16 protein-coding genes and 1 riboswitch are annotated in these 22014 nt (G+C 51.6%); of the genes, 1 reads left to right on the forward strand and 15 read right to left on the reverse strand.

Features of this window, described 5'->3' with window-relative positions; genetic code table 11:
- Positions 1 to 292 precede the first annotated feature (292 nt).
- From ACFRAM_RS19505 to ACFRAM_RS19520, 4 genes are all read right to left on the reverse strand, one after another.
- Positions 293 to 2839 (reverse strand): discoidin domain-containing protein, encoded by a 2547-nt coding sequence (locus tag ACFRAM_RS19505; RefSeq protein ID WP_379467410.1) that lies wholly within the window; start codon positions 2837 to 2839, stop codon positions 293 to 295.
- A 183-nt stretch (positions 2840 to 3022) separates the two neighbouring features.
- Positions 3023 to 4531 carry a glycosyl hydrolase gene (locus ACFRAM_RS19510; RefSeq protein WP_379467272.1) on the reverse strand — a complete coding sequence of 503 codons (1509 nt, stop codon included), beginning with the start codon at positions 4529 to 4531 and terminating at the stop codon, positions 3023 to 3025.
- A gap of 202 nt (positions 4532 to 4733) precedes the next feature.
- Positions 4734 to 6329: a glycosyl hydrolase gene (locus ACFRAM_RS19515; protein WP_379467273.1), complete on the reverse strand. Its 1596-nt coding sequence runs from the start codon at positions 6327 to 6329 to the stop codon at positions 4734 to 4736.
- A gap of 10 nt (positions 6330 to 6339) precedes the next feature.
- A riboswitch (cyclic di-GMP riboswitch) is annotated at positions 6340 to 6420 on the reverse strand.
- 167 nt (positions 6421 to 6587) lie between these two features.
- A complete protein-coding gene (locus ACFRAM_RS19520) occupies positions 6588 to 7961 on the reverse strand; it encodes a sugar phosphate nucleotidyltransferase (protein WP_379467274.1) in 1374 nt (457 codons plus the stop codon).
- A 393-nt stretch (positions 7962 to 8354) separates the two neighbouring features.
- Here ACFRAM_RS19520 and ACFRAM_RS19525 point away from each other — a divergent pair, with 393 nt between their 5' ends.
- The gene (locus ACFRAM_RS19525; RefSeq protein WP_379467275.1) at positions 8355 to 8690 is read left to right on the forward strand and encodes a hypothetical protein; all 336 of its coding nucleotides are present in this window, start codon (positions 8355 to 8357) and stop codon (positions 8688 to 8690) included.
- 849 nt (positions 8691 to 9539) lie between these two features.
- Here the strand turns inward: ACFRAM_RS19525 and ACFRAM_RS19530 are convergent.
- The 11 genes from ACFRAM_RS19530 to ACFRAM_RS19580 form a co-directional block, all read right to left on the reverse strand.
- On the reverse strand, positions 9540 to 10880 hold the full coding sequence (locus ACFRAM_RS19530) for a UDP-glucose dehydrogenase family protein (protein WP_066377247.1): 1341 nt from the start codon (positions 10878 to 10880) through the stop codon (positions 9540 to 9542).
- A 4-nt stretch (positions 10881 to 10884) separates the two neighbouring features.
- Entirely contained in the window at positions 10885 to 11985 is a 1101-nt protein-coding gene (locus ACFRAM_RS19535; RefSeq protein ID WP_379467276.1) for a glycosyltransferase, read from the reverse strand.
- Positions 11986 to 12096: 111 nt separating this feature from the next.
- On the reverse strand, positions 12097 to 13242 hold the full coding sequence (locus ACFRAM_RS19540; RefSeq protein WP_379467277.1) for a glycosyltransferase family 4 protein: 1146 nt from the start codon (positions 13240 to 13242) through the stop codon (positions 12097 to 12099).
- Entirely contained in the window at positions 13236 to 14429 is a 1194-nt protein-coding gene (locus tag ACFRAM_RS19545; protein ID WP_379467278.1) for a glycosyltransferase family 4 protein, read from the reverse strand. The genes ACFRAM_RS19540 and ACFRAM_RS19545 overlap by 7 nt, the downstream gene beginning before the upstream one ends.
- Positions 14416 to 15318, reverse strand: a complete 903-nt coding sequence (locus tag ACFRAM_RS19550) for a glycosyltransferase family 2 protein (RefSeq protein ID WP_379467279.1) — start codon at positions 15316 to 15318, stop codon at positions 14416 to 14418. Before ACFRAM_RS19550 ends, ACFRAM_RS19545 begins: the two co-directional genes overlap by 14 nt.
- A 38-nt stretch (positions 15319 to 15356) precedes the next feature.
- Complete coding sequence (locus ACFRAM_RS19555; RefSeq protein ID WP_379467280.1) at positions 15357 to 16742, reverse strand: lipopolysaccharide biosynthesis protein; 1386 nt, start codon at positions 16740 to 16742, stop codon at positions 15357 to 15359.
- A complete protein-coding gene (locus ACFRAM_RS19560; protein ID WP_379467281.1) occupies positions 16708 to 18201 on the reverse strand; it encodes an O-antigen ligase family protein in 1494 nt (497 codons plus the stop codon). Before ACFRAM_RS19560 ends, ACFRAM_RS19555 begins: the two co-directional genes overlap by 35 nt.
- Complete coding sequence (locus tag ACFRAM_RS19565; RefSeq protein WP_379467282.1) at positions 18198 to 18977, reverse strand: WecB/TagA/CpsF family glycosyltransferase; 780 nt, start codon at positions 18975 to 18977, stop codon at positions 18198 to 18200. The genes ACFRAM_RS19560 and ACFRAM_RS19565 overlap by 4 nt, the downstream gene beginning before the upstream one ends.
- A gap of 28 nt (positions 18978 to 19005) precedes the next feature.
- Entirely contained in the window at positions 19006 to 20319 is a 1314-nt protein-coding gene (locus ACFRAM_RS19570; protein WP_379467283.1) for an O-antigen ligase family protein, read from the reverse strand.
- A 10-nt stretch (positions 20320 to 20329) separates the two neighbouring features.
- The gene (locus ACFRAM_RS19575; protein ID WP_379467284.1) at positions 20330 to 21265 is read right to left on the reverse strand and encodes a glycosyltransferase; all 936 of its coding nucleotides are present in this window, start codon (positions 21263 to 21265) and stop codon (positions 20330 to 20332) included.
- Positions 21266 to 21290: 25 nt separating this feature from the next.
- Complete coding sequence (locus ACFRAM_RS19580) at positions 21291 to 21983, reverse strand: sugar transferase (RefSeq protein WP_066377223.1); 693 nt, start codon at positions 21981 to 21983, stop codon at positions 21291 to 21293.
- Between the last annotated feature and the right edge of the window lie 31 nt (positions 21984 to 22014).

Here is a 22014-nt window from a genome sequence, read left to right on the forward strand (position 1 = left end):
TTGATTAAATCCTCTTCTTTTTTTTAAAATAACTGGAAAAACTCCCGTTAAATCCTCTGTAACTATGCAATAACGTTAATAAGAGGCTTTTTAACGGGAGAAATTCCCTTTATTTTTCACAAATAAGGGTGTAAGAAAATAATTAAAGGTATATTTTCCTGTTATCAAAGCCCAAAGCCCCTCTTATTTCGAACGTGATGCCTCAAGTTACACCTTTGTACACCAAGAGTTACTCCCTATCCATGATGTTAGACTATTAAGTTCGTACTAAATAGAATAATTTCACGTTGCTTTAATCTCTCGAGTAAATTTGCAGCTCGTGAATCGACCAGTAGTTTCCACCGCTGCCTGTCTGCAAGATCTTCACATAGCGTGCCTGGGTCGGAGTAAAGGTAATGGTCGTTGCTTCTGTTCTGCCTTTGCCTGAAGCAATCCTGCTCCAGTCCGCTCCATCTTCCGAGACATAGACTTCATAACCTCTAGGGTAATCATAAGGGGACAGGATGTTATCAAGATCCAGTCTTTCAATCCTGTGGGCCTCACCCAAATCCACCTGATAATACTCTCCCGAGACTTGGTGTTTGCCGGTATCCCAGCGGGTCCGGCGATCACCGTCAAAAGCGCTTCGCGGATTAGAGGTCCCGCCGCTTGCGTTGGAGGAGGCCTGCCATCCGCTACGGTCCAGCGGTACCAGTCCAGTAGCTGTGATCTGTACAGGTTCCGACATTACTGTGGAGCCAGTGACACGTACCCTATAAGTATAGAGGGTGCCCTCACGTAATTTAATATCCGTATACTGCGTGCTCGGCACACCGGAAGCGATGACTTGCAGCGCACCGCCAGAACCTTCGCCCCGTAGCACTTCATAACTTGCACCGGGCGCTTCCAGCCAGTTCAGCTGGACGGCTGGGCCTTTGAGGGCAACGGCCTTCAGCTTCTGTGGCGCTGACGGTTTCATCTCAGCTGAAGGCTGCAAAATATATTGCACACCCTCCCCAGGCGCCAGCGTCTCCTTAAAGGTCAGTACAGGAGATGCTTTTTTCCCCGTTACATAACTCCGTGCTTCTTCATAGGTATTCCCGTTGCCGAACCGCTCTCCCTCATAGATTACAGCCTTCGGCATGGTCACATTCACGGACACCGTCTGTACCGTGTTCTCGAAATTCACGAGGTTCACCAGCACCTTGTTCGAGGTCGCTCCGCTACCGGCAAGCGGGTCCAGCGTGGAGGTATCTACGGCACGGACGTAAACGAGTTTATCATCCAGGGCTGCTTTATTCGTAACCTCATAGGTCAGCGGAGCCCCGTGTGTAGCATAGGCCAGACTCAGACGGCGCATAATGCTGACCCGGGAATCCTCATTATTTTTCGTATAATAAATCTCCGTCTTGGCGGGGTCATGCTCTTCCAGATTAAATCCGTATTTGAACAGGCTGAAATCCTTGAAAAATGCAGCGTGCTGGATGAACATATCCGCATAACCGATATGCGCCCGCATTATCCGGTCGAATACGGCAGCCGTCCGCTCGGTCGCACCATATTGGTAGGCGTCCACATGACTATCCGAGGTACCAAATTCGGTGGTCAGCATTTTTTTGGCCAGACCGTCCGCAGCTCCGCCAAAGGTCTTCAAATTTTCCGTGAAGCTTCCTCCGTTGCTGAAAATATAAGAATCCCCATAGGAATGTCCATTTGTCAGATCCGTTACTTGTTCCAGCTCCAGCCGCTGCTTGGGATCCCGTTCCCACCCATCCGGATCTCCGCACTCACGTACTCGCCCCTTCTGGTTACCGCAGGAATTCTGCTGGTATTCCGGCCAATACGCCCAGCCTGGGGCTACCGTCTTCAGGTACGGCGCAATCTCTTTCCCTTTAGTATTCAGCCAATGAGCCACAGCCAGGTTAACAGCCTTGGAACGGTTGAACAGCCCCGGCTCGTTATCGACTTCATAGTATTGAAAATACGGGCTGTACTGGCGGAAATAATCGGTCAATTTCTTGGCCGCTTCATCAGATAGAGAACCATCATCCTTCAGCTTGATGTCGCCGGTGTATAAATAGAGCGCAACTGCCTGCATATTGTAATCCTTTAGCACCTTATAATACTCCTCCATGTTGGAGCAGGACCGGCCCACGTCGCTGGCGCAGCTGGCACGCATGATGTTACCGCTATAGGCCACTCCCAGCCACTTCATAACATAAGGCAGATGCGCAACCGCACCTTCGTCAAAATAAAACTGCTTGTTGTTCACCATCGTTCCGGTAAGCGTGTAGCTGCCATGAATCGGTTCCTTAATCGGCTCATTCAGTGATTCCAGACTAAGGTCATCCCATGTCCACCAGTTGAACTTATCCTCTGCACTAGAAGAATACAGACCGCGGGTCACCTGAAGCTTCAGTTCATTGCTCCCGACCTGTAGCTGTTCCTTCGGAATGTACAGCTCATAGGTTTTGCGGAAATTGTATTGGTCTTCTGCTCCTGCGACACCGGCAATCTGGATAATGCCCGACAGCTGTCGATTGGAAAAGACACTCATCTGCGGAACGGCTTTGTAGGCATCCAGGATACTAACGCGAAACAAGACCCCGTTCACCGGGATCTTGTCCAGTTGGTAGTCGATACTCAGTTCGGGCTCTGTCGTCCCGTCCAGACCGGAGGGAATGCTCTTCAGCGACGTCGCCCTCACTCCGGAAGAAGCTACCTGGAACTCCGCTTTGGCACCGGATGAACCACTGACGGCGAATTCACGCGCCGAACCGTCATGCTGACCCAACCTCCAAATTAAGGTGCCATGGGGAATTACAGGACCAGTATCATTGGCGGCGGTAAGCTTCGACATATCGACCTCCACCTCACCGCTACGCGTGCCGTCCTTTCCAAACACAGAGACAGACAATAGAAATAAGACCGTCAAGGCAATAAATTTTAGTATGGCAAGTAAAGGTTTGCGGGTTGATCTCGTTACGCTCATTCCCTTGTCCTCGCTTTCTTTAGGTGATGTGCCCTGAAAGCTCTGCTTCCATTATGGTAAGAACAATGCATTCTGCGGTACAACGGCTTCTTTCAGGTGCGGTCCTGCCCACTTCAGAGAGATGCTGGCATCTCCACGATTTTCATAATACTCCACCTTAATATCATATAAACTATCTTTGCGCAGCTTCATGCTGCCGGTCCGGTCCATTCCGCTCCGGTTCTCCCAGCTGTCTATGACCAGCTTGCCGCCAACCCAGAGTCTGACCCCATCATCTGCGGACACCGAGAAGGTGTAGTCTCCACTGGATGGTGGTTTGATCTTCCCTTTCCAACGCACAGAAAAGGTATCGGCGCCAATACCTGCCGCCGGAGAGCCTCCATGCCAATTAAAATCAATCACGCTGTCTTGGCGAAGCAGCACCGGCTTTCCCATCAGCTCTGCATTGTTAAAATATGCTCCGGTCAGACCATTTGCGGCAGTGAGCTTCTCAGATAACGAGGCTATGCCTACTGTGCGTATATAATCATCTCTTGATATCGTATACGGACTGCCCATAAAGCTTTGAATCCGTCCGGCACTGTTGTTCCCGGTCAGCATCTTCCCCCAGGTCATCATATATACCCAGCGGCTTTGGGTCTTGGACAGTATCTTCGGGTCCGGCAGCTCGCCGCTTTCGCCGATACCGATCGGCTTGCTTCCAGCCAGCTTCAGCAGGTCGTCGTAGTAGACTTGCTGATAATCATTATTATAAATATCGGCCGCCAGCACATCGACGGTCCCGGGGCCTGGATAATAATCACGGTAAGGGCCCGCGGTTGGTCCCGGCGCGTTCGGATTCCATACCCATAATAGATTATTCAGCTTGTGGATATGGGTGAAGCGGTCATAAACCAGATTCCAGAGGGCGGCAAAATTGCTTTTGTTCCCCCACCAGAACCAGTCTCCGTTCATCTCGTGATAAGGCCGCCAAAGGACCGGTACCCCTGCGTCCCTCAATTCGCCCAGATACCCGGCGATATCGTCTAGTTCTGCAATCAGACTATTGTATTGTGGAGTACCTGGGGTAACGTAGGCATTGAATTGCTCCTGGCTCAGCTTCATGGAAACATTGGACCATACCGGGGAAGTTCCCGGCAAGTTCTGATGAAAGGTCATAGCGACAATTCCGCCCCCTTCATACCACTTGATGGCGCTGTTCACCACAGCCTGGCGCTGCATAGCAATTGTCTTAGCGGACTGATGGTTCAAGGCCCCAAGTTCATAGCCATGCAGCAGAGCATATTTCCCGCTGGCTGACTTTAATTTATTGTTGAATTCATCAGGACTTTCCAGATAATCATGTTGCCCGGAGATGATTCCCTGACCGCTAAGATCTGTCAAATATTGTAGCAATCGGCGTGCCTCCGGCGAAGCCGAAGGATTGACCGGGGCTATCGCCGCTTTGTCCTCGGGAGAGGCACCCGAATCGGGAACATCGCCCCAGGAGGGCAGGAGAGACAGAAACAGAAGAACCGGAAACAAGGTCGTAAGCAGCCGAAAATTACGGGATGGCTTCATGTGTCATCTTCCTTTCGGTAGCCGGGATATCAGTCCGGTCGTAACTAAGCTGACCTTCATCCAGGTCAACCCGCTCTCTTCTCCCGGAGGCCTATAGTTCAGTAGCCCTGCCAAAGAGCAGGGCTACCGATCGGCTGAAAATAATCTTCATTGCTGTTACCCTTTAAACGCGTAATGTCTAGATAACGTAATTCTCAGTTCCTCACGCGCCTATGAACAATGCGCTAGCCGGAACCGTTTCTTTCACCTGACTAGGACTCCCCCACATCAGGCGAACCCGAGCATCGCCCAGATTCTCGTAATACTCCACTTTAATATCGTACAGCTGCCCGGCGTTCAAGGCGATGTTGCCCTGATGCTCAGCTCCGCTCTGATTATTCCAGCTGTCAATGACCGCTTGCCCGTTGATCCATACCCGAATGCCATCATCGGATTCGGTGTAGATCTGGTAATCTTCGCTATACAGCGGTTTGATCTTCCCTGTCCAGCGGATAGAGAAATTATCAACGCCGAGCAGGGCTGTATCTGGTGAACCCTGCCGCCAATTATTATCAATTACTGCATCATCCCGGGTAAGAACTGGTGCACCGGAAAGCTGCATATTATTGAAGTATTCTCCCGTTAACCCATTAGCCGTCTTATGCGTCCCCCCCGTTCCAGCATTCCCTGTAGGGACGTTCGCAGCAGGAGGCTTCGGTGTGTTCGATGGCATAGCTGTTGGTGCAGGTGGAGGTGGCGTAGGTGCCGGCACCGCTCCAGCCGCAATCTTGTCTCTCGTTACTGTGTAACTATTGTTCATAAAACCTTTAATATCGTCGGTGTGGTTATTATCGTATAGCATTTTTCCCCAGGTCATCATAAAGGTCCATTTGCTCTGGGTCTCTCTCAGCTTGGCTACGTCTGGCATTTCCCCGTTCTCTCCGATACCGATCGGCTTCCCGGCCGCCAGCGCCAGCAGACTATCGTAATGGCTTTGTTTATAATCGTTCTCATATATATCTGCAGCGAGAATGTCTACTTTATCCGCACCCGGATAGGTCAGGGCATACGGATCAGCCCACGCATTCGGGGCATTCGGACTCCATACCCAGAGCAGATTATTCAATTTATGAACGTTAACAAAACGGTCATACATAATATTCCAAAGTGCAGCGAAATTATTTTTCTTCCCCCACCAGAACCAGTCTCCGTTCATTTCGTGATATGGGCGCCATAATACGGGCACTCCTGCATCACGCAAGCTTTTCAAAGGTACAGCCACTTTATCCAGTTCGGCAATCAGGTTGTTGTACTGTACCGTCCCTGGTGTAACGTACTTGTTGAATTCCGCTTGGCTGAGACTTCTGGAGACATTGGACCAATCATAGCTGGTTCCCGGCAGGTTGGCATGGAAGGTCATGGCGACTACTCCGCCGCTTTTGTTCCAGTTGATGGCGCTGTTCACTACATTCTGGCGATACCAGGCAACCTGACTCTCATTCTGGCCACTGATGGCCCCCATCTCGTAACCGTGCAGTGCGGCATATTTACCGGTGGTGTCTTGCAGCTTAAGATTGAACTCGTCGGGACTCTCCAGGTAGTCATGCTGCCCTGCAATAATTCCTTTTCCAGATAAAGAGTACATATAATTAAGCAACTTTACAGCTTCAGGCGAGGCAGCGGGATTAACCGGAGTACCGGAGCTTGCAGCTCCTGCCGCAGACGGGACGATTCCCATTCCAAGGGGAAGGGCTGTCAAAAACAGAACAAGGGACAGGAGGGCGCGCAACAAACGATACTTACGGTAAGCTTTCAACATACATCTCCCTTTCGGTAGCCAGGCTGCCATTCTTGCGAAAGGCCCTGTGGCTTTGCGTCCCTACCTTTCGATAGGTTTGCCTTTTGTCGAATTAGAGGGTTTATTCCTCTTACCGTAAATATCGACGCTATTTAATTATTTTTTAGTGCATTTATGAAAAAAATATCATTTTTGAGTCTTTATACCTGTTTTGTAAACTTCGCATTTGGTTAAATAGATAGTTTGTTCTATTAAATTTCCTGACATTGGAATCCGGTCCTAGGAGATAAACTGATGCAGCCCAATATCTTCCCAATTCAGGGTGATACGGATATTATCTTCCTCCACCAGTTCAGAGCCTGTCTGCACTTCAATAAACTCCACATCCGTCAAAGCCAGGATGGCATGCTTGGTGCCCTCCGGAATACGGACCACATCGCCAGCCTTCACGTTGTGCATTTTCTCATTCAGCACAATGCTGGCTTCCCCACTGATAATGGTCCAGATCTCACTGCGTTTGCGATGCAACTGGTAGCTGATATTCTTGCCCTGTGAGATGCAAATCCGTTTGGTCAGCACCTCATTGCCCTCTTCATATTTCACATAATCAATGACACGATAATGGCCCCAGCGGCGCTCCTCGTACATCGGGCGCTGATCAAACGACTTCAGCACCTCCTTGATCCGTGGGCTTTCCGCCTTATGGGTTACGAGAATACCGTCAGGACTGGCAGCGATAATTAGATCTTTCGCCCCAATGACTGTTATAGGAATATCCAGTTCATTCACGAGGCAGGTGCCTTCCGAATCAGCTGTGACAACGCCTTTGCCAACATGATTACTGCTCATCTCTTCCGTCAATGTATTCCACGTGCCGAGGTCCTTCCAGAAGCCGTCATACGGCTGAACAACAATTCGCTCTTCCTTTTCTACCACTTCGTAGTCAAAGCTAATAGAAGACAGTAGCTTATACTGCTTCTGCAGTTCCTCATAGTTGAGAGGCAGCCCCTTGCGTTGCAGAATATCCAGCAGATACCCGAGACGGAAAGCAAACACACCACAGTTCCACAGCGCATTGCGGCTGATTAGCTCCTCGGCCTGAACGCGATCCGGCTTCTCCTGGAAATGGCTTACCTGCATAAAGCCGCTCACCGCAGGCTCATCGGAGGTCGGGATGATATACCCGTATTTCTCCGAAGCATGCTCAGGCACCACACCCATGAGCGCCAAATTTGCGCCGCTCTCCTCTATCGTTTGTTCAAGCTGGGCTACAGTTTCAAAGAAAGAAGCCTCAACATAAGGGTCCACTGGCAAAATAGCCACCGTCTCAGCAGGCGATACGCCAGCTACGGTATATAAATAAGCCGCCGTCAGCGCAATAGCCGGGAAGGTATCGCGGCGCTCAGGCTCAACAATAATCGGCACATGGCCTCCCAATTGGCTCTGGATCATTTCTACCTGCCCACGACCTGTAGCCAGATAAGATGAATCTGCGAGTCCAGTCTCTTCGAGCTGTCTCCACACCCGCTGCACCATCGATTCCGGCTCACCCTGCGGGCTTTCCAGTACCTTCAGAAATTGCTTCGAACGTGAATCATTAGACAATGGCCAGAGCCTCTTACCTGAACCGCCTGATAAAAGTACCAGTTTCATAAGTGAACCCTCCTCATTCGTATGGTAAACCGAAACCAATCCCATGCTTGCTGTATATGCGATATAGAAGGGCCAATTGGACCTCTACAAAGTAATCCCGGTAAAACAGACTCCAGCACATCAATCGCTTTAAGGCGGGTCTGCATGTTAAATCTCTTAACGCCAAGATCGGTCTAGTCCTTCCTTTCTCTCGCCTGTGTTTCATAAGCGATAAACAGAGAAAGTTCACAAGAAGTGTTAGGATAAACGTAATGGTGGGTAAAATAGATAGATAGATAGATAGATAGATAGATAGATAGATAGATAGATAGATAGATAGATAGATAGATAGATAGATAGATAGATAGTGATAACTCGGATGTTCTTGCTGGCGCTAATCGGATCAAGTGTCTTTTGGAACCACTTGCTGGCGCTATTCGGCCAAGTGTCTTTTGGAACCACTTACTGGCGCTAATCGGACCAAGTGTCTTTTGGAACCACTTGCTGGCGCTAATCGGACAACTTGTCATTTGGAACCACTTACTGGCGCTAATCGGACCAAGTGTCTTTTGGAACCACTTGCTGGCGCTAATCGGACAACTTGTCATTTGGAACCACTTGCTGGCGCTAATCGGACCAAGTTCCATTTGGTCGTACTTACTAACGTTATCAGACCCGTTTCATTTGGACGTTCTGGCTAGCTCTATTCAAACAAAGTTTCAGGCCAGCTCTCGTCGGGTGGATTGTTGATATTAACAAAAGTGGATCATGCTGATCAGTTACTCTCACTATTAAAATTCAAACAAAAGAGCAGGTGTGATTTTGGTGAACTTAGGGCTTTAGAGCACAACTCTACCTGCCCCCTCCCTTTCTCCGTCTTCTTAACCGTGAAAAAAGGTTCTCCCAAATAAGTGCATTTTTGTATCTTATATTTCTCAAAAATAGGTAAATAAGAGAATTAAGCGCATTATTGTACCTTATTTTTTAAAAAACCACTCTAAAAGGGGCATTATGGAATAATTAAGATACAAAATTGCCCTTAATTACCTCTAAACCTTAGCTACAGAATATTTAGAGTACAAAAATGCCGTTAATTACACTTCGGGAATTCTAATTAGAAATTGCCTGTACTTCCGTCACTCTTATTCTGGTCAGTTTGGGGCGAAAGTAACTGTCCCGTAGGGCCACGGAGTCAGTTCTGTTGGCTGGACTGGCGAGCACAGGAGCACAGGAAAGTTCTTACTATGTTAGCTAGTATGAGCTCTCCACCAGTGGTTGCTCCTATATCAGCTAATACGAGCTCCCACTACCGGTTCTCCTGTACTTCAGCTAATTCGAGCTCCCACTAGCGGTTCTCCTATATCAGCTAATACGAGCTCCCACTACCGGTTCTCCTATATCAGCTAATACGAGCTCCCACTACCGGTTCTCCTGTAATTCAGCTAGTATGAGCCTCACCAGTGTTTACCCTGCATCCGCCGATACGGGCGCCCACTAGAGTACCCCTATGCGTCAGCCTCATCGACTCTAGGACTGCACTAGCATAGCTAGTGCAGTCCCCTGCCTTACCAAACCGGCCAAACTGGCGCAGCCTCAGTTTTATACCGCGCCGGCTACGCTTGGCGAGTAGCCGCTCAAGCCGCCCATCTGTGGACGGCCCACGGAATGGTACTCCAGGCCAGTGCCTTCGATTTGCTCCTTGGAGTAGACGTTGCGGCCATCGATCAGGACCTGGCGGCGCATGCTTTCCGCTAGCCCGTGCAGATCGATATCCTTGAACACGCTCCAGTCTGTCAGGAGGCAGATCGCATCGCTGCCTGCGGCAGCTTCCTCCGGCAGCCCGCACCAGCGGAGCTGAGGATGGTCGTATTGCTGCCGGAAGTTGTCGGCGGCGATCGGGTCATACAGCTTCACAGTAGCCCCCTCGGCTACCAGTGCTTCTACAATTTCACGCGCTGGTGCCTCGCGGACATCATCGGTGTTAGGCTTAAAGGCAAGGCCCCACACGCCGATGACGGCCCCGCGCAGGCTGCCGAGCGATTCATGCAGCTTGGAGATGATCATGAACCGCTGGCCTTTGTTGACTTCGACAACGGATTCCAGCAGCTTGAATTCATAATCGACGTTGCCGGCGATTTGAATCAGGGCATTGGTATCCTTAGGGAAACAGGAGCCGCCATAGCCGATACCCGCTTGCAGGAAGGAGGAGCCGATACGGCGGTCCATACCCATGCCTTGCGCCACTTCAGTGACGTCGGCGCCCACCTTTTCGCAAATATTAGCGATCTCATTAATAAAGGAGATTTTCGTCGCCAGAAAAGCGTTGGATGCATATTTGATCATTTCCGCACTGCGGATATCCGTCACGAAAATGTTGTCCGTAAAGCCCTGGTGAAGCTCGCGCATGAGCGGCTCCAGCACAGGATTATCCAAGCCGATAATGATCCGGTCCGGATGCAGGGTATCCTGGATCGCTGAACCTTCGCGCAGAAATTCAGGTGCAGATACCACATCGAACGGATGCCGCGTATGTGTAGAGATAATCTGGCGGATTTTCTCATTCGTCCCCACCGGTACAGTCGATTTGGTCATGATGATTTTATAGCCTTCCATCGCCTGACCAATCTCTGCGGCAGCCCCTTCAATATAACGAAGGTCGGCCTCTCCACCTGGTAACGAAGGTGTTCCTACAGCAAGGATGACAATATCGGAGCGGCGCACCGAATCCCGGAGATCTGCGGAGAAGGACAGTCTGCCCTCCTGAGTGTTCATCTCGATCAGCGCTTCGATGCCCGGCTCGTAGATAGGGGATTCCAGTTGGTTCAGCTTTGCTATTTTCTCCGCATCCTTATCCACGCAGATGACTTGATTTCCATTGAGCGCAAAACAAACGCCAGACACGAGGCCTACATAACCGGTGCCGATTACTGCCAGCTTCATACAATCATCCTCCTTTTAGAAAATTCACATATGACTGTTCCACATACTGCTTAAACCGGGTCATAAACGCCTGCTCGTCGAATTTCTGGGCATGACCGATAATCCCGTCGATGTTCCAGGCATGAGCCTCCACCTCGCCTATGGCTTCCAGCAGATCCTCAACCTCTTGATGGCGGAAGAACACACCGTTGACATAAGGGACAATTGTGTCCAGCGCGCCCCCTGCCTGATAGGCGATAACCGGACGTCCTGCAGCATTCGCTTCCAGCGGCGTGATTCCGAAATCTTCTTCCCCTGGAAAAACAAACGCGCGGCACTGTGACATCAGCCCGGTAACCTCGTCATCGGCCAGCCGGCCCAGGAAGGACACATTGTCCTTCGCCATGCCTTCCAGACGCTTGCGGTCCGGCCCGTCGCCAACGATATACAGCTTCAGTCCGTTCCGGTTGAAGGCTTCCACCGCCAGATCAATCCGCTTGTAGGATACCAGCCGGGAGACGATCAGGTAATAATCTCCGATAGAGTCCGAGCTTGAGAAGCGGGACGTATTAATCGGTGGAAAAATCACATCCGCATCGCGGTGATAATAGTTCTGAATCCGCGTCTTCACGACAGAGGAATTGGCGACGAACTGGTTTACATTTTTCGAGGTCCGCTGATCCCAGTTCTTAAGCTGTTCCATGTACACCTTCAGCAGCTTTTTGAACAGATTGGAATTGGACTCCCGCTCCATGTAAGTATCGTAATCCCAGGCGAACCGCATAGGCGTGTGGCAGTAGCACAGGTGGAATGTCGCTTTTGGCACCTCAATGCTTTTCATAAAAGCACTGCTGGAGCTTACAACGATATCGAATTCGCTGAAATCCAGATCGCGGACAGCCATCGGATACAGCGGCAGCACATTTTTGAAATTGCTTTTCACGCCCGGGATTTTCTGCAGCCAGGAAGCTCGGATGTCGGCATCTTTGAGGTTATCGGTCAGACGGCTTCCATTAAAAACCGTGGTGTATATCGGAGCTTGCGGATACATCTGGTGGAACACCTCCACCACGCGTTCCGCTCCCCCCATCTGAATCAGGTAATCGTGCGCTATCGCAATTTTCATGTGAATCATCCTCAAAGTTTTATGGAGCATCATGATCAGAAAGTCATTTCATCGTCAAATTGTCAGCTTCATGGGTTCGCTCCGGTCAAAGCCGAAGATTGATCAGGGGTGTCAGGTGCCTGCGACTAGACCTTTGTAGTAATCTACAATATCCTTCACCGTGTTCTCGATCACAAAATGCTCCTTCACACGCTTCATGCCGTGTTCCGCCATCACGCGTCTTTCTTCCGGATGATTCAGCATCCAGGTAATGGCCTCGGCCAGAACAACCGGATCTCCGGGCTGAATCAACAACCCAGTCTGACCTGGAACTACGATCTCCACCGGACCGCCTTCATTGGAGGCAATAACCGGCAGGCCAGCTGCCATGCCTTCGACAATAACCTGGCCGAATGGCTCAGGGGTCACCGAGGTGTGAATCAATAAATCCGCTTTGGCCATGAGGCCCTGAATATCCTCCACATGACCTAGCAGGCTCACATTGGACAGCTTCTCGCGCTCGATGGTTGTGATCAGCTCATTCTTGTATTCTGCTTCACCGAATAACGCATCACCTGCCAGCCAGAACTTCACCCGCTCGTCGTGTTTGAACGTCTTCGCAGCTTCCAGTACAATATGCTGGCCCTTCCAGTGTGCCAGCCGACCCACCAGCAGAACGTTAAAGTCCTTACGATCCTTGCGGCCGATTCCAATCCCGCTGCCGATGGCTTTGGCAAAGGCTGAGTAGACCACCAGCGTCTTCTTCGACTTCGGCAGCTCCAAAGCGCTGAGCGTGGAGTGGGAATTCGCGATGACGCCGTTCGGGAGCAAACGTGACAATAGCCGGATGGCTTTAGCAACAATTGGCTTCAAATACGGAACACCAATATGGTCACGGATATGCCAGATCAACGGGATTTTCGCTTTCTTAGCAGCGATTGCTCCGTACAATGCCGACTTCAGCGAGTTGGTATGCACGCAGTCCACCTTCTCCTGCTTCAGGATCGGTGCCAGCTTGCGGCCATAAGTCAGCAGGCCTAACGCAGCTGCTGGAGCACCCAGATTCACTGCATTGCGGCCCCGGCTACGGATGCTCTCATCGAGCGGGATAACCCGCACGTCGATACCCTTTTCCCGCAATCGGTCGGCCAAGGTTCCCTCTTCGGCTAAAATAACTAGCGGCTCAATTTGTCCGCCAATATTCGTAAGGATGTTGAACAGCGCGACTTCCCCGCCGCTCCACTTGGCGGTATGATCGATGTAAGCAACTTTTAGCATCCTGCTGCCACATCCTTTTCGAGCGCTTGATGGAAGACGGATTCAACGTCATCCGCCACATGCTCCCAAGTATATTTCTCCAGGGCATGTTCCCGGCATTCTTCCCGGCTCGGGAGTAGCTTGCGGTTGCCAAGCATGTGGATAATGCCGTCCGCTATATGCTCGCTGGACGGGCTCTTGAACAGCAGCTCTGGCCGGAAGCCCTGCAGGATCTCCCGGTTGCCACCGATCGGAGTCGCCATAACCGGAAGTCCAGTGGCTAGTGCCTCGACTGTAATCAGACCGAAGCCCTCCAGTGCCTGTGAAGGCACCACGAACATATCAGCAGCCTGATAATAGCCAGCCAGATCCTGGTCAGGAATATAGCCAAGCAGACGAACCTTATTGTTCAGTCCATAGTCGGCTATTTTCTCCTCCAGCTCTCCGCGCAGCGGTCCCTTGCCGCCGATTAGCAGAATCGCATTCGGGAAGCGCTCCGAGACCTGCTTCCAGGCATCCAGCAGCTGCAGCAGCCCCATCCGGTTCACCAGCCTGCGCACGGTAAGCACCGTCGTGGCACCCTCCGGCAGATTCAGCGCCCGGCGGATCGCCAGCTTGTTGGTCGCCGGATGGAATCGATCCACATTAGCGGCTCCGGGAATGACGATGATCTTATGAAGCGGAACCCCGTGCAGTTCATGCAGAATGTCACGGAAGGTCTCGCTGAGTACGATGAATTTATCTGCGAGCTTATAGGCTTTGCGTTCAATGGATTTGGCGAGCGTCGTTTTGACCCGGTGCTTGATGCCCCGGCCTTCGATCTTCATCTCTTCATTCCACGGACCGTGAAAGGTCATGATTACCGGAATGCCGCGTTTTTTGGCCTCAATCGCCGGACCAAGACCATAGGGTGCAAAATGAGAGTACAGCACATCCACTCTTCCGCTGCCACTTCCCATCAGCTCCGCCGCTTTACGTTGGAATGCATCTCTGCGTTTCCATATGGATTCCTTGGGATCACCGGCGTTGTGAATAATGAGCTGGCCCTGAACCTGCGGCGTTTCCTGACTGCATATCAGGGCATGCACCCGGTTGCGTGAGGAGAGCTGCTCACAGATGGATTTGAAATACGTATTAAGTCCACCCGGCTGTAATGACGGCCAGCTAAGGCCTGTTGTCATAATGTTCAATCCGTCATTGTACGGCATAACTTCTCTCCCCCTTCTTATCCTTCTCCGCCTGGGTCTGGGCCTGAATTTGCGCCTGGACCTCAGCCAGTGTTTGATTGTGTGCCAGCTCATTGTGCTTCGCCAGCTTTTTTGCGCTTTTTAACTCGTAGTGCTTGAAGGCAACCATGAATTCATACATCACCCAAAATACGGATACGGCGAAACCCGCCATCCCCTTCCTGAACAATCCATGTATAAAATACTTCTGCAGAAAACGCGCCGGGGGTCTCAGCAGTAGATGGCTGATCCGAAACGGCTTGCCGCTGTCATGGGCGCTTTGCGCCTCAAGGTCGGTATACTTGTTGAACCGGGCCACATGGTCATTAATGCTGCGGAAGCCCTGATGCCACAAGGTTCCTTGCAAGCGGACGGTATCCTTCTCTGACACATCCGGCATTTCATGGACCAGACTGTTGCGGATGCCATATTGGGTGCGATTGTACAGCCGCACCAGACGCTCTCCACGATCCAGCCATCGGCCCAGGAAATCTCCGATCCGGTATAACGAATAGGCCACGCCGGGATCGGACAGCCCGGGCTTGCGTTCAAGAATATCGGCAGCCAGTTCGTCGCTGACCACTTCATCGGTATCAATAAGAAAGACCCAATCATGGACGGCGCGTTCCACTCCGAATTCCCTTTGCTTCGCGTATCCGGGCCATGGATTAACGAACACCCGGCAATTCAAGCTCTCGGCGAGCCCTACCGTTCCGTCTTTGCTGCCTCCGTCGATGACTACAACCTCGTCGGCAAAAAGTCTGCAGGACAGAATGGCCTTGGAAATGCGAGTTTCGTCGTCCTGAGCGATAATGACAGCCGAGATCGGGTAACTACCCGGACTGCCAAGCACGCTTGTCACTGAATCCATGAGGGGTTCCTCCTTCTATTACTTAAGTTCTCTTGCCCTTAACCTTGGGCATCCGCAGGTTTCTTGCGAATGTAGGAATTCATCGTCGTCTTCATCCAGCGGATATCCTGCGCGTTGATCAGCAGCCGCGGAATCTTGACCTTCAGGCTGTAGCGAATATTCAGAATGATAAAACCAAACCGCAGAACAGCCGACGAGAGCATCGCCGCACCGGCACCGAACAATCCGAACCGCGGTACCAGGATAAACAGCAGTGGAATTACCAGTGCCAAACCTACGCCTTGAAGAATGGATACGAATTTCGGTTTGCCAAGCGCCATGAACGCCTGCGCGAGGATCAGTGTGCCTCCGCTGATCGTAACTTCCAGCAGCAGCAAGCGGAACACGGTCAGTGCCGTATTGAAATCCTTACCGTACAACAAAGGAATCACGAACGGTGCTACAACCATCAGGAACAACGATCCTAACAGGGTGAACGTTGTACTGATACGAAAGGCCCTGAACGTCAGTGCGATCGCCTCATCCTTGGGCAGCTCGGATGCTTTGGGGAACAGCACAATCGTAATCGAGGTCGAGAAGAAATTAACCATTCTCGACAGGCTGACCGCCACCGCATACAGTCCGAGATCCGCAGGCCGCAGCAGACCTGCAATGATAATTTGGTCAATATAGTACGAGAACTGCCCCAGCAGGTCATTACCATAAGAGCCCATCCCATAGGTGAACAATCGCTTGAAGTTCAAGTAGGCATCTCTCATCTTCACCTTGTAGGCACGAAGCAGCGAGATTGTAATATAGATGTAGATCGGTACAGCCGGCAGCAGATAAGCCATTGCTGTAGTAAAGGGACTGATGGTTTTCGTAAATATCAGAATCCCGATCATCACCAGGGTGAGCAGTGGAACCAGATACCGCATCCAGTTAAATCGCTTGTAATCGCCTCTGAATTGGAACGCGGCATTGTTGACCTGTGAGATCACAATCAGTGGACACAGAAGCATCGACCACTGTGCGAAACGGACGACTTCCGGACTGAAGGATTTCAGCCAGTAGGGCAACACCACAACACCAACCACCGTAGCGGCTGCGCCGAAGCAAAGACCGATCAGCAGCGACATCCGGTACAGGATGCCGGCATCCTCCGGGTTCTTCTTGGCGTTATAGATCAGCGCCGACGGAATGCCAAAGCTCATGCTGAACGCCAGGAATTGCGACCAGTTCACCATCGCGGTCTGCTCACCGCGACCTGATGGACCAAGATAGCGGGCGGTCAGTACGCCCGTCAGCATGTTCAGTACCAGGATCAGTACACTAACGAACATGGTTTTAACTGCTGCCGAGCTATTATCATTGCTCTTGGTGAACTGCCGGAGGGAGGACCATATCGAGCTAGCCGGAAGTGATTTTGCGTTCAATTGCTGCATGTGGTTCTCCCTTCTTTCTGCTCTCTATAATCTCTTTGCCGCTGAGACCAAGGCCAATCAGCATCCAGATCAGGTATCCCTTGAGTCCTGGGAACCCGTTATCGGACATCAGCGAGGCGATTGCTCCCATCCAGGCCGCCAGGGACAGCCGGGCATACGGCTGCAGGCTATCCCTGCTGGTCACTCTGGTCACAATCTGCTTCAGCACCGCTCCCAGTGCCCAGAAGAAAAACAGTCCGCCCAAGGCACCAAAGGTCAGCAACAAGGCAATGAAACCGTTGTCCATGTTGCCGTACTCCCCAAGCTCGCCACCATTGCCAATCTTCGTCCCTTGGCCGACGCTGCCGATTCCCTGCCCTACCGGATTGGAAGCGACCATCGGCACCATCCGCTGCCACAGATCAAGGCGTTCGTTATAAGAGTGGTCTTCCTGAACGGAGCCCAGGGTCTCCATTCTCGCCACCAGCCCTTCGGCACCTGGCAGCTTCGGAACAATCCAGAAAAGCGCTGCGGCGACGAATATGAGCTGGAGCAATGTCTTCCACTTCCCCTTGGAGGGGGAAGACGCAATGTAGACAAGTAGCATGACCAGCAGAACCAGCCAGGCTGCGCGGACCAAAGTCGTCAGCAGGCAGACTACAACGAGCATAACGCCGACCCAGCGGAGTGTTCCCTGCCAGCGCTTCTCCAGGATCATCGGCACCAGCGCGAAGACAAGAAAAGCTGCGGCCGGACCGGGAGAGTTCAACGTGGAGAAGACCCGAATTTCCAGCGGGACCGGAAAACCAATCGAGATCATCTCTGCGTGGTTCATCCAGAAGGCATCCCATGGCGGAACAACCAAATATTGCACGATCCCGTAAATCGAGACCAGGACAGCTATATTCGCGTAGTCGTAAAGCAGCCGGTCGATGTCCTTGGCCGTGAAACGCATGACCGCAAAGTACGGAATCAGCATCAGCGGGACCAGGTAGTTAGCCAGATCATAGACGGAGCTCATACCGTTCTTCGCCAGCCCAATCAGGGCACCGTAGATAAGTGCAGTTCCGAACAGAAGAATGATGCGGGCAGAAGGCTTCTTGATCTTATGAATCTCCCGCAGCACTGGAATAGCCAAGGTCGCCCCGGTCAGCAGAGGTGCCAGACTGAGCATGGATACGGAATGGTACACGCCCTCCGACCAGTCGGAGATCCGCCGCAGCTCCGGGGCAATGGCCCAGATCAGCAGCGTGTAGGCTAACAGCAGACGCGGCTTCAACAGTGCCAGGAGGAAGGCCGGGAATAATACACCCGCCAGAATCGCCCCCTGTAAACTGTTGGCGGGACTTAGCTTAGCGCTGGCAAAGCCAATGGCTAGCGGAAGCACTAGGCAGATAGCAGCCAGTGCCCAAGTGTTCCCTGCCGTCTTTAAGGTTGCCAGTGAAGGCAGGGTCAGGCTGTTCTCATTCCGGCTCATCATGATTGTCTCCCCCTGCCTCCCTTCGCTTTATCCCGCTTCCGTAACTCCTTAAGGAGCAGGACCAAAAACTGCGCGTCATCGACCAGATATCTTTTCCACAATCGCCTCGGCTCCTGACTCAGACGCCAGAACCATTCAAGACCGGTTCGCTGCATAAAGTCGGGGGCCCGCTTCACCGAACCGGAGAGGAAATCGAAGGTTGCACCCACACCTATTGAGATCGGTGCCTGATAAGAGGTGTAATGGCGATAGATCCATTTTTCCTGCTTGGGTGCGCCTACCCCGACGAACACAATGTCCGGCCGGCTCTCAGTCAACATTCTCACAATTCGCTCGTTCTCTTCCTCGTTATGCTCAAAGCCATAGGAGGGAGAGTAAGAACCGACGATATTCATTCCGGGATATGCCGCCTTCAGATTGCGGATCGCTTTCTCCGGCACCCCTTCAGCTGAGCCAAGCAGGAACAGCCGGTATTTCCGCTGCTCAAAGGCATTGCCCAGCCGATTGAACAGATCCGCGCCGGATACCTTCTGCTTGAGCGGCTTGCCGAGCATTTTCGAAGCCCAGATGAGCGGCATTCCGTCTGCCACCACCGCACCCGCCTCTGAGTACACATTCTGAAATTCCTTGTCCTTGCGCAGCTTGATCACATGATCGACATTGCAGGTCAGGATGTAGGATTGGCTCCGTTCCCGGATTGTCTTGTCAATGTAATCGAGCAAATCCATGAAATCATAGTTATCAAATTTGACATCGAACATATTTACTTGATTCATCGTATCACTTCTTTTTGTGGGGATCGGCCTACCGTGAAGATCGATACAGGCAGTTCAGGTACCAACAGAACGGGATAATAAATTGGACCGTCGACAGCGTGTTGTCGGAGAACGAATAGATCAGAAACGCTGCAATAAAAAACACATAATACGGTTTGACCGGCGGTGCCAAAGCTCTGTAAACCAGAAGAAATACAGCCAATAAGGAGAGCATCAACAGGCTGGCGCCAATATACCCGCTATCAAAATAAAACCGGATGTACTCGTTGTGAGGAACGACAAAGCCTTTGTATAAAGAGCCGTCATTCGCCACTGTTACTGCTCCCAGGCCTCTTCCTGCCCAAGGGGAATCCTCCGCCTTGTTCAGAAAATACGCCCAGGCCTCCGTCCGCCCTGACAGATCCACTCCCGTTTCCGTCGTCCGTTCAAAAGAACGCTTCTTGAGGTTGTCGAGCTGCATATATACAGCGGCAAAGATCAGGAGAAACGAGCAGAGCAGCGGAATCAGGTACAGGGTTTTCCCTTTCAGATATTGCTTCAGAATATCGTAGAAGTAGTAGAGGACCATAAGGCCCAGGGCCAGAATCGGCCCCCTTGTTCCTGTTCCAATCAGAATGAAGAAGTTCAGACCGAGCAGGGTGTAAAAGAACTTGGCGCGCTGCGGGTAGCGCTTAATCTCAATAAACGGGATGGCGACTCCCAGAAAGGCCAGCATCGCCAGATGCGAAGGGATGTTAGCCCCCTGCACCCGCACCGCCCCTGTGAATTCAACATCAAAGAAAGAATGGAGATGTGCAGCTTGCAGCAGTGCTCCAGCCAGTAAGCTGACCAGCGGCAGCAGGCAAATGATACGAATCTGCTGCTCAGCGACTTCTTTTTTCCAGTTGATCAGGAGAAATACAAAGGGAAGCGACAGACCGATAAACGCCTTAACAGCGATGGATGAAGTCATCTGTGGTAGCCAGATCGAGAACCCGAAGGTGATGAACACCAGCACGAGTAAGGCCCATAAGGGCTGACTCAGCTTGAACCGCAGACCATTTACCAGGATACACGGCACCAGCAGGGCCAGAATAGCCAGCTTGTAGAGCGATAGAATCTCTATCCCGAAGAGGCTGCCCTCATACAGAAAGTTGACGGAGATTGCTGTCGTCAGCAGAACAAAATAGCTGATCCATTCCGGACGCGCGATCGAGATCCCCAGCAGAATAATCAGTAGTACGACAGCGGCTGCAAGCAACGGCTGGTAGATCACCGCTGTTCCCAGAAGCAGGGCGGAGATGAGATAGAGCATCCCATACGGAACAGCGCCTGCTTTGAAGCTCCATCCAAAATTAGTCATGTCCTTCCCCTCACCCCGCTGCGGATTCTCTCTTCCGGTTCCAGATCATGTGCAGGGTTCCCCGGATGCTTTCCAGTCTGCACTTGTTCAAAAGCCGTTTTCCCCGGCTCCGGGAAAGCACCGAATCCGCCATGATGTACAGCACTTTCGCAGCTGTTGTTCCCAGCAGGACCACCCGGTCCTTCAAGCTTTCGCTTTTCATGGCATTGGAAATGCCCTGGCTGTAATACCGTTTAAGAATCCAGTCCTCGGACAGACGGCTCTTTGGAACAAAATGATCCACCGCCATGTCCGGATGGTACAGGATCGCATGCCCTTGGCGCTTGATTTGCCCGAACAACCAGGTCTCTTCGCCAGACAAAAGGGATTCCCCCTTCCGGCCCAGATCCAGTGGAAACAGGCTGATATCAAAGACTGGCTTGCGCATCGCCATATTGGCTCCGCAGGGATGCAGACGACCCGGATACTCCTTAACCCTGTTGCCAAGATCGACAATGGTGTAAGGCAGCTCGAATGGCTTGATCAACCATTCCGGCCGGCCTGTCTCAAAGATCGGGGCAATTTTACCTCCCATAGCCATCACTTCCGGCCGTTCCTCAAAGGTGGATACAATGGTTGTAATCCAGGTCCGGCAAGGTATCGCATCATCGTCCAGAAAAGCAATTAGCGAGGATTTGGAGGCCAGTATCCCTGTATTTCGGGCAGCCGACAATCCTTGCATAGGTTCGAAAATGTAGCGAATATCCATCTCTGTCCTGTAATCTTCGATAAACGTCCTGACCAGGGACGCCGTATCATCCTTCGAGCGGTTATCCACCACGATGATCTCTGCTTGCTCCAAATTCTCCAGCGGTACCAGAGAATGGAGGGTCTTGATCAGTAGAGCTGCCCGGTTATATGTGCAAATGATGATGGAAATCTTGGGAGCGACTCCGTGTTCACGCATCGGCATTCACCTAATTTCCACAAGATTAATAAGCGTCTTTGGACCCCAGAAGCATGAGGCCGGTCTTCAAGATAATTTTCAAATCCAGCATCGTGCTGCGGATATGAATATAAGTCAAGTCGAGCTGCACCATCTCGTCGAAACCGACACTGTTACGGGCATTGACTTGCCAGTAACCCGTGCAGCCCGGTGTGACGGTAAGGCGCTGTTTGTCATATTCTGTGTACTGTGCTACTTCTTCCGGCAGCGGCGGACGCGGACCTACCAGGCTCATATGGCCCAGCAGCACGTTCCATAGCTGCGGCAGTTCATCGATGCTCGTCTTGCGCAGGAATCTTCCTGTCCGTGTGATCCGCGGATCGTTCTTGATCTTGAACATCGCTCCGCTTACTTCGTTATAGGCCAGCAGTTGTTCCTTCAGCTCCTCGGCGTTAGATACCATGGATCTGAATTTGTACATCGGAAACTGCTTTTCGTGCTTACCTACACGGTTCTGCCGGAAGAATACTTTCCCCTTGGGATCTTCCAGCTTGATCATAGCAGCCACTACCAGGAACAGCGGCAGCAAGACGAGAAGGCCAAGGGCAGAACAGAAGACATCGATCATCCGTTTCATTACCAGATAGGAATCGGAATCTTTCGCCTCCTCCTTGGCATGCAGCATGTAAAGTTTCGGCAGGACGTACTCATAGTCTTCCGGCAGTTTTTGCATGCTCAACTCTCCTCATGTTCACAAATTTTGTTAGCTT

Source organism: Paenibacillus sp. NPDC056722, from assembly GCF_042790635.1.
GTDB lineage: Bacteria > Bacillota > Bacilli > Paenibacillales > Paenibacillaceae > Paenibacillus_AQ > Paenibacillus_AQ agri.

Coding starts and splice junctions, on each gene's coding strand:
- ACFRAM_RS19540 (WP_379467277.1), bottom strand. CDS start 13,242: ATGCTAAAAGTTGCTTACATCGATCATACCGCCAAGTGGAGCGGCGGG.
- ACFRAM_RS19535 (WP_379467276.1), bottom strand. CDS start 11,985: ATGAAAATTGCGATAGCGCACGATTACCTGATTCAGATGGGGGGAGCG.
- ACFRAM_RS19515 (WP_379467273.1), bottom strand. CDS start 6,329: ATGTTGAAAGCTTACCGTAAGTATCGTTTGTTGCGCGCCCTCCTGTCC.
- ACFRAM_RS19550 (WP_379467279.1), bottom strand. CDS start 15,318: ATGGATTCAGTGACAAGCGTGCTTGGCAGTCCGGGTAGTTACCCGATC.
- ACFRAM_RS19510 (WP_379467272.1), bottom strand. CDS start 4,531: ATGAAGCCATCCCGTAATTTTCGGCTGCTTACGACCTTGTTTCCGGTT.
- ACFRAM_RS19570 (WP_379467283.1), bottom strand. CDS start 20,319: ATGACTAATTTTGGATGGAGCTTCAAAGCAGGCGCTGTTCCGTATGGG.
- ACFRAM_RS19520 (WP_379467274.1), bottom strand. CDS start 7,961: ATGAAACTGGTACTTTTATCAGGCGGTTCAGGTAAGAGGCTCTGGCCA.
- ACFRAM_RS19575 (WP_379467284.1), bottom strand. CDS start 21,265: ATGCGTGAACACGGAGTCGCTCCCAAGATTTCCATCATCATTTGCACA.
- ACFRAM_RS19555 (WP_379467280.1), bottom strand. CDS start 16,742: ATGCAGCAATTGAACGCAAAATCACTTCCGGCTAGCTCGATATGGTCC.
- ACFRAM_RS19545 (WP_379467278.1), bottom strand. CDS start 14,429: ATGCCGTACAATGACGGATTGAACATTATGACAACAGGCCTTAGCTGG.
- ACFRAM_RS19565 (WP_379467282.1), bottom strand. CDS start 18,977: ATGAATCAAGTAAATATGTTCGATGTCAAATTTGATAACTATGATTTC.
- ACFRAM_RS19505 (WP_379467410.1), bottom strand. CDS start 2,839: ATGTCGAAGCTTACCGCCGCCAATGATACTGGTCCTGTAATTCCCCAT.
- ACFRAM_RS19530 (WP_066377247.1), bottom strand. CDS start 10,880: ATGAAGCTGGCAGTAATCGGCACCGGTTATGTAGGCCTCGTGTCTGGC.
- ACFRAM_RS19560 (WP_379467281.1), bottom strand. CDS start 18,201: ATGATGAGCCGGAATGAGAACAGCCTGACCCTGCCTTCACTGGCAACC.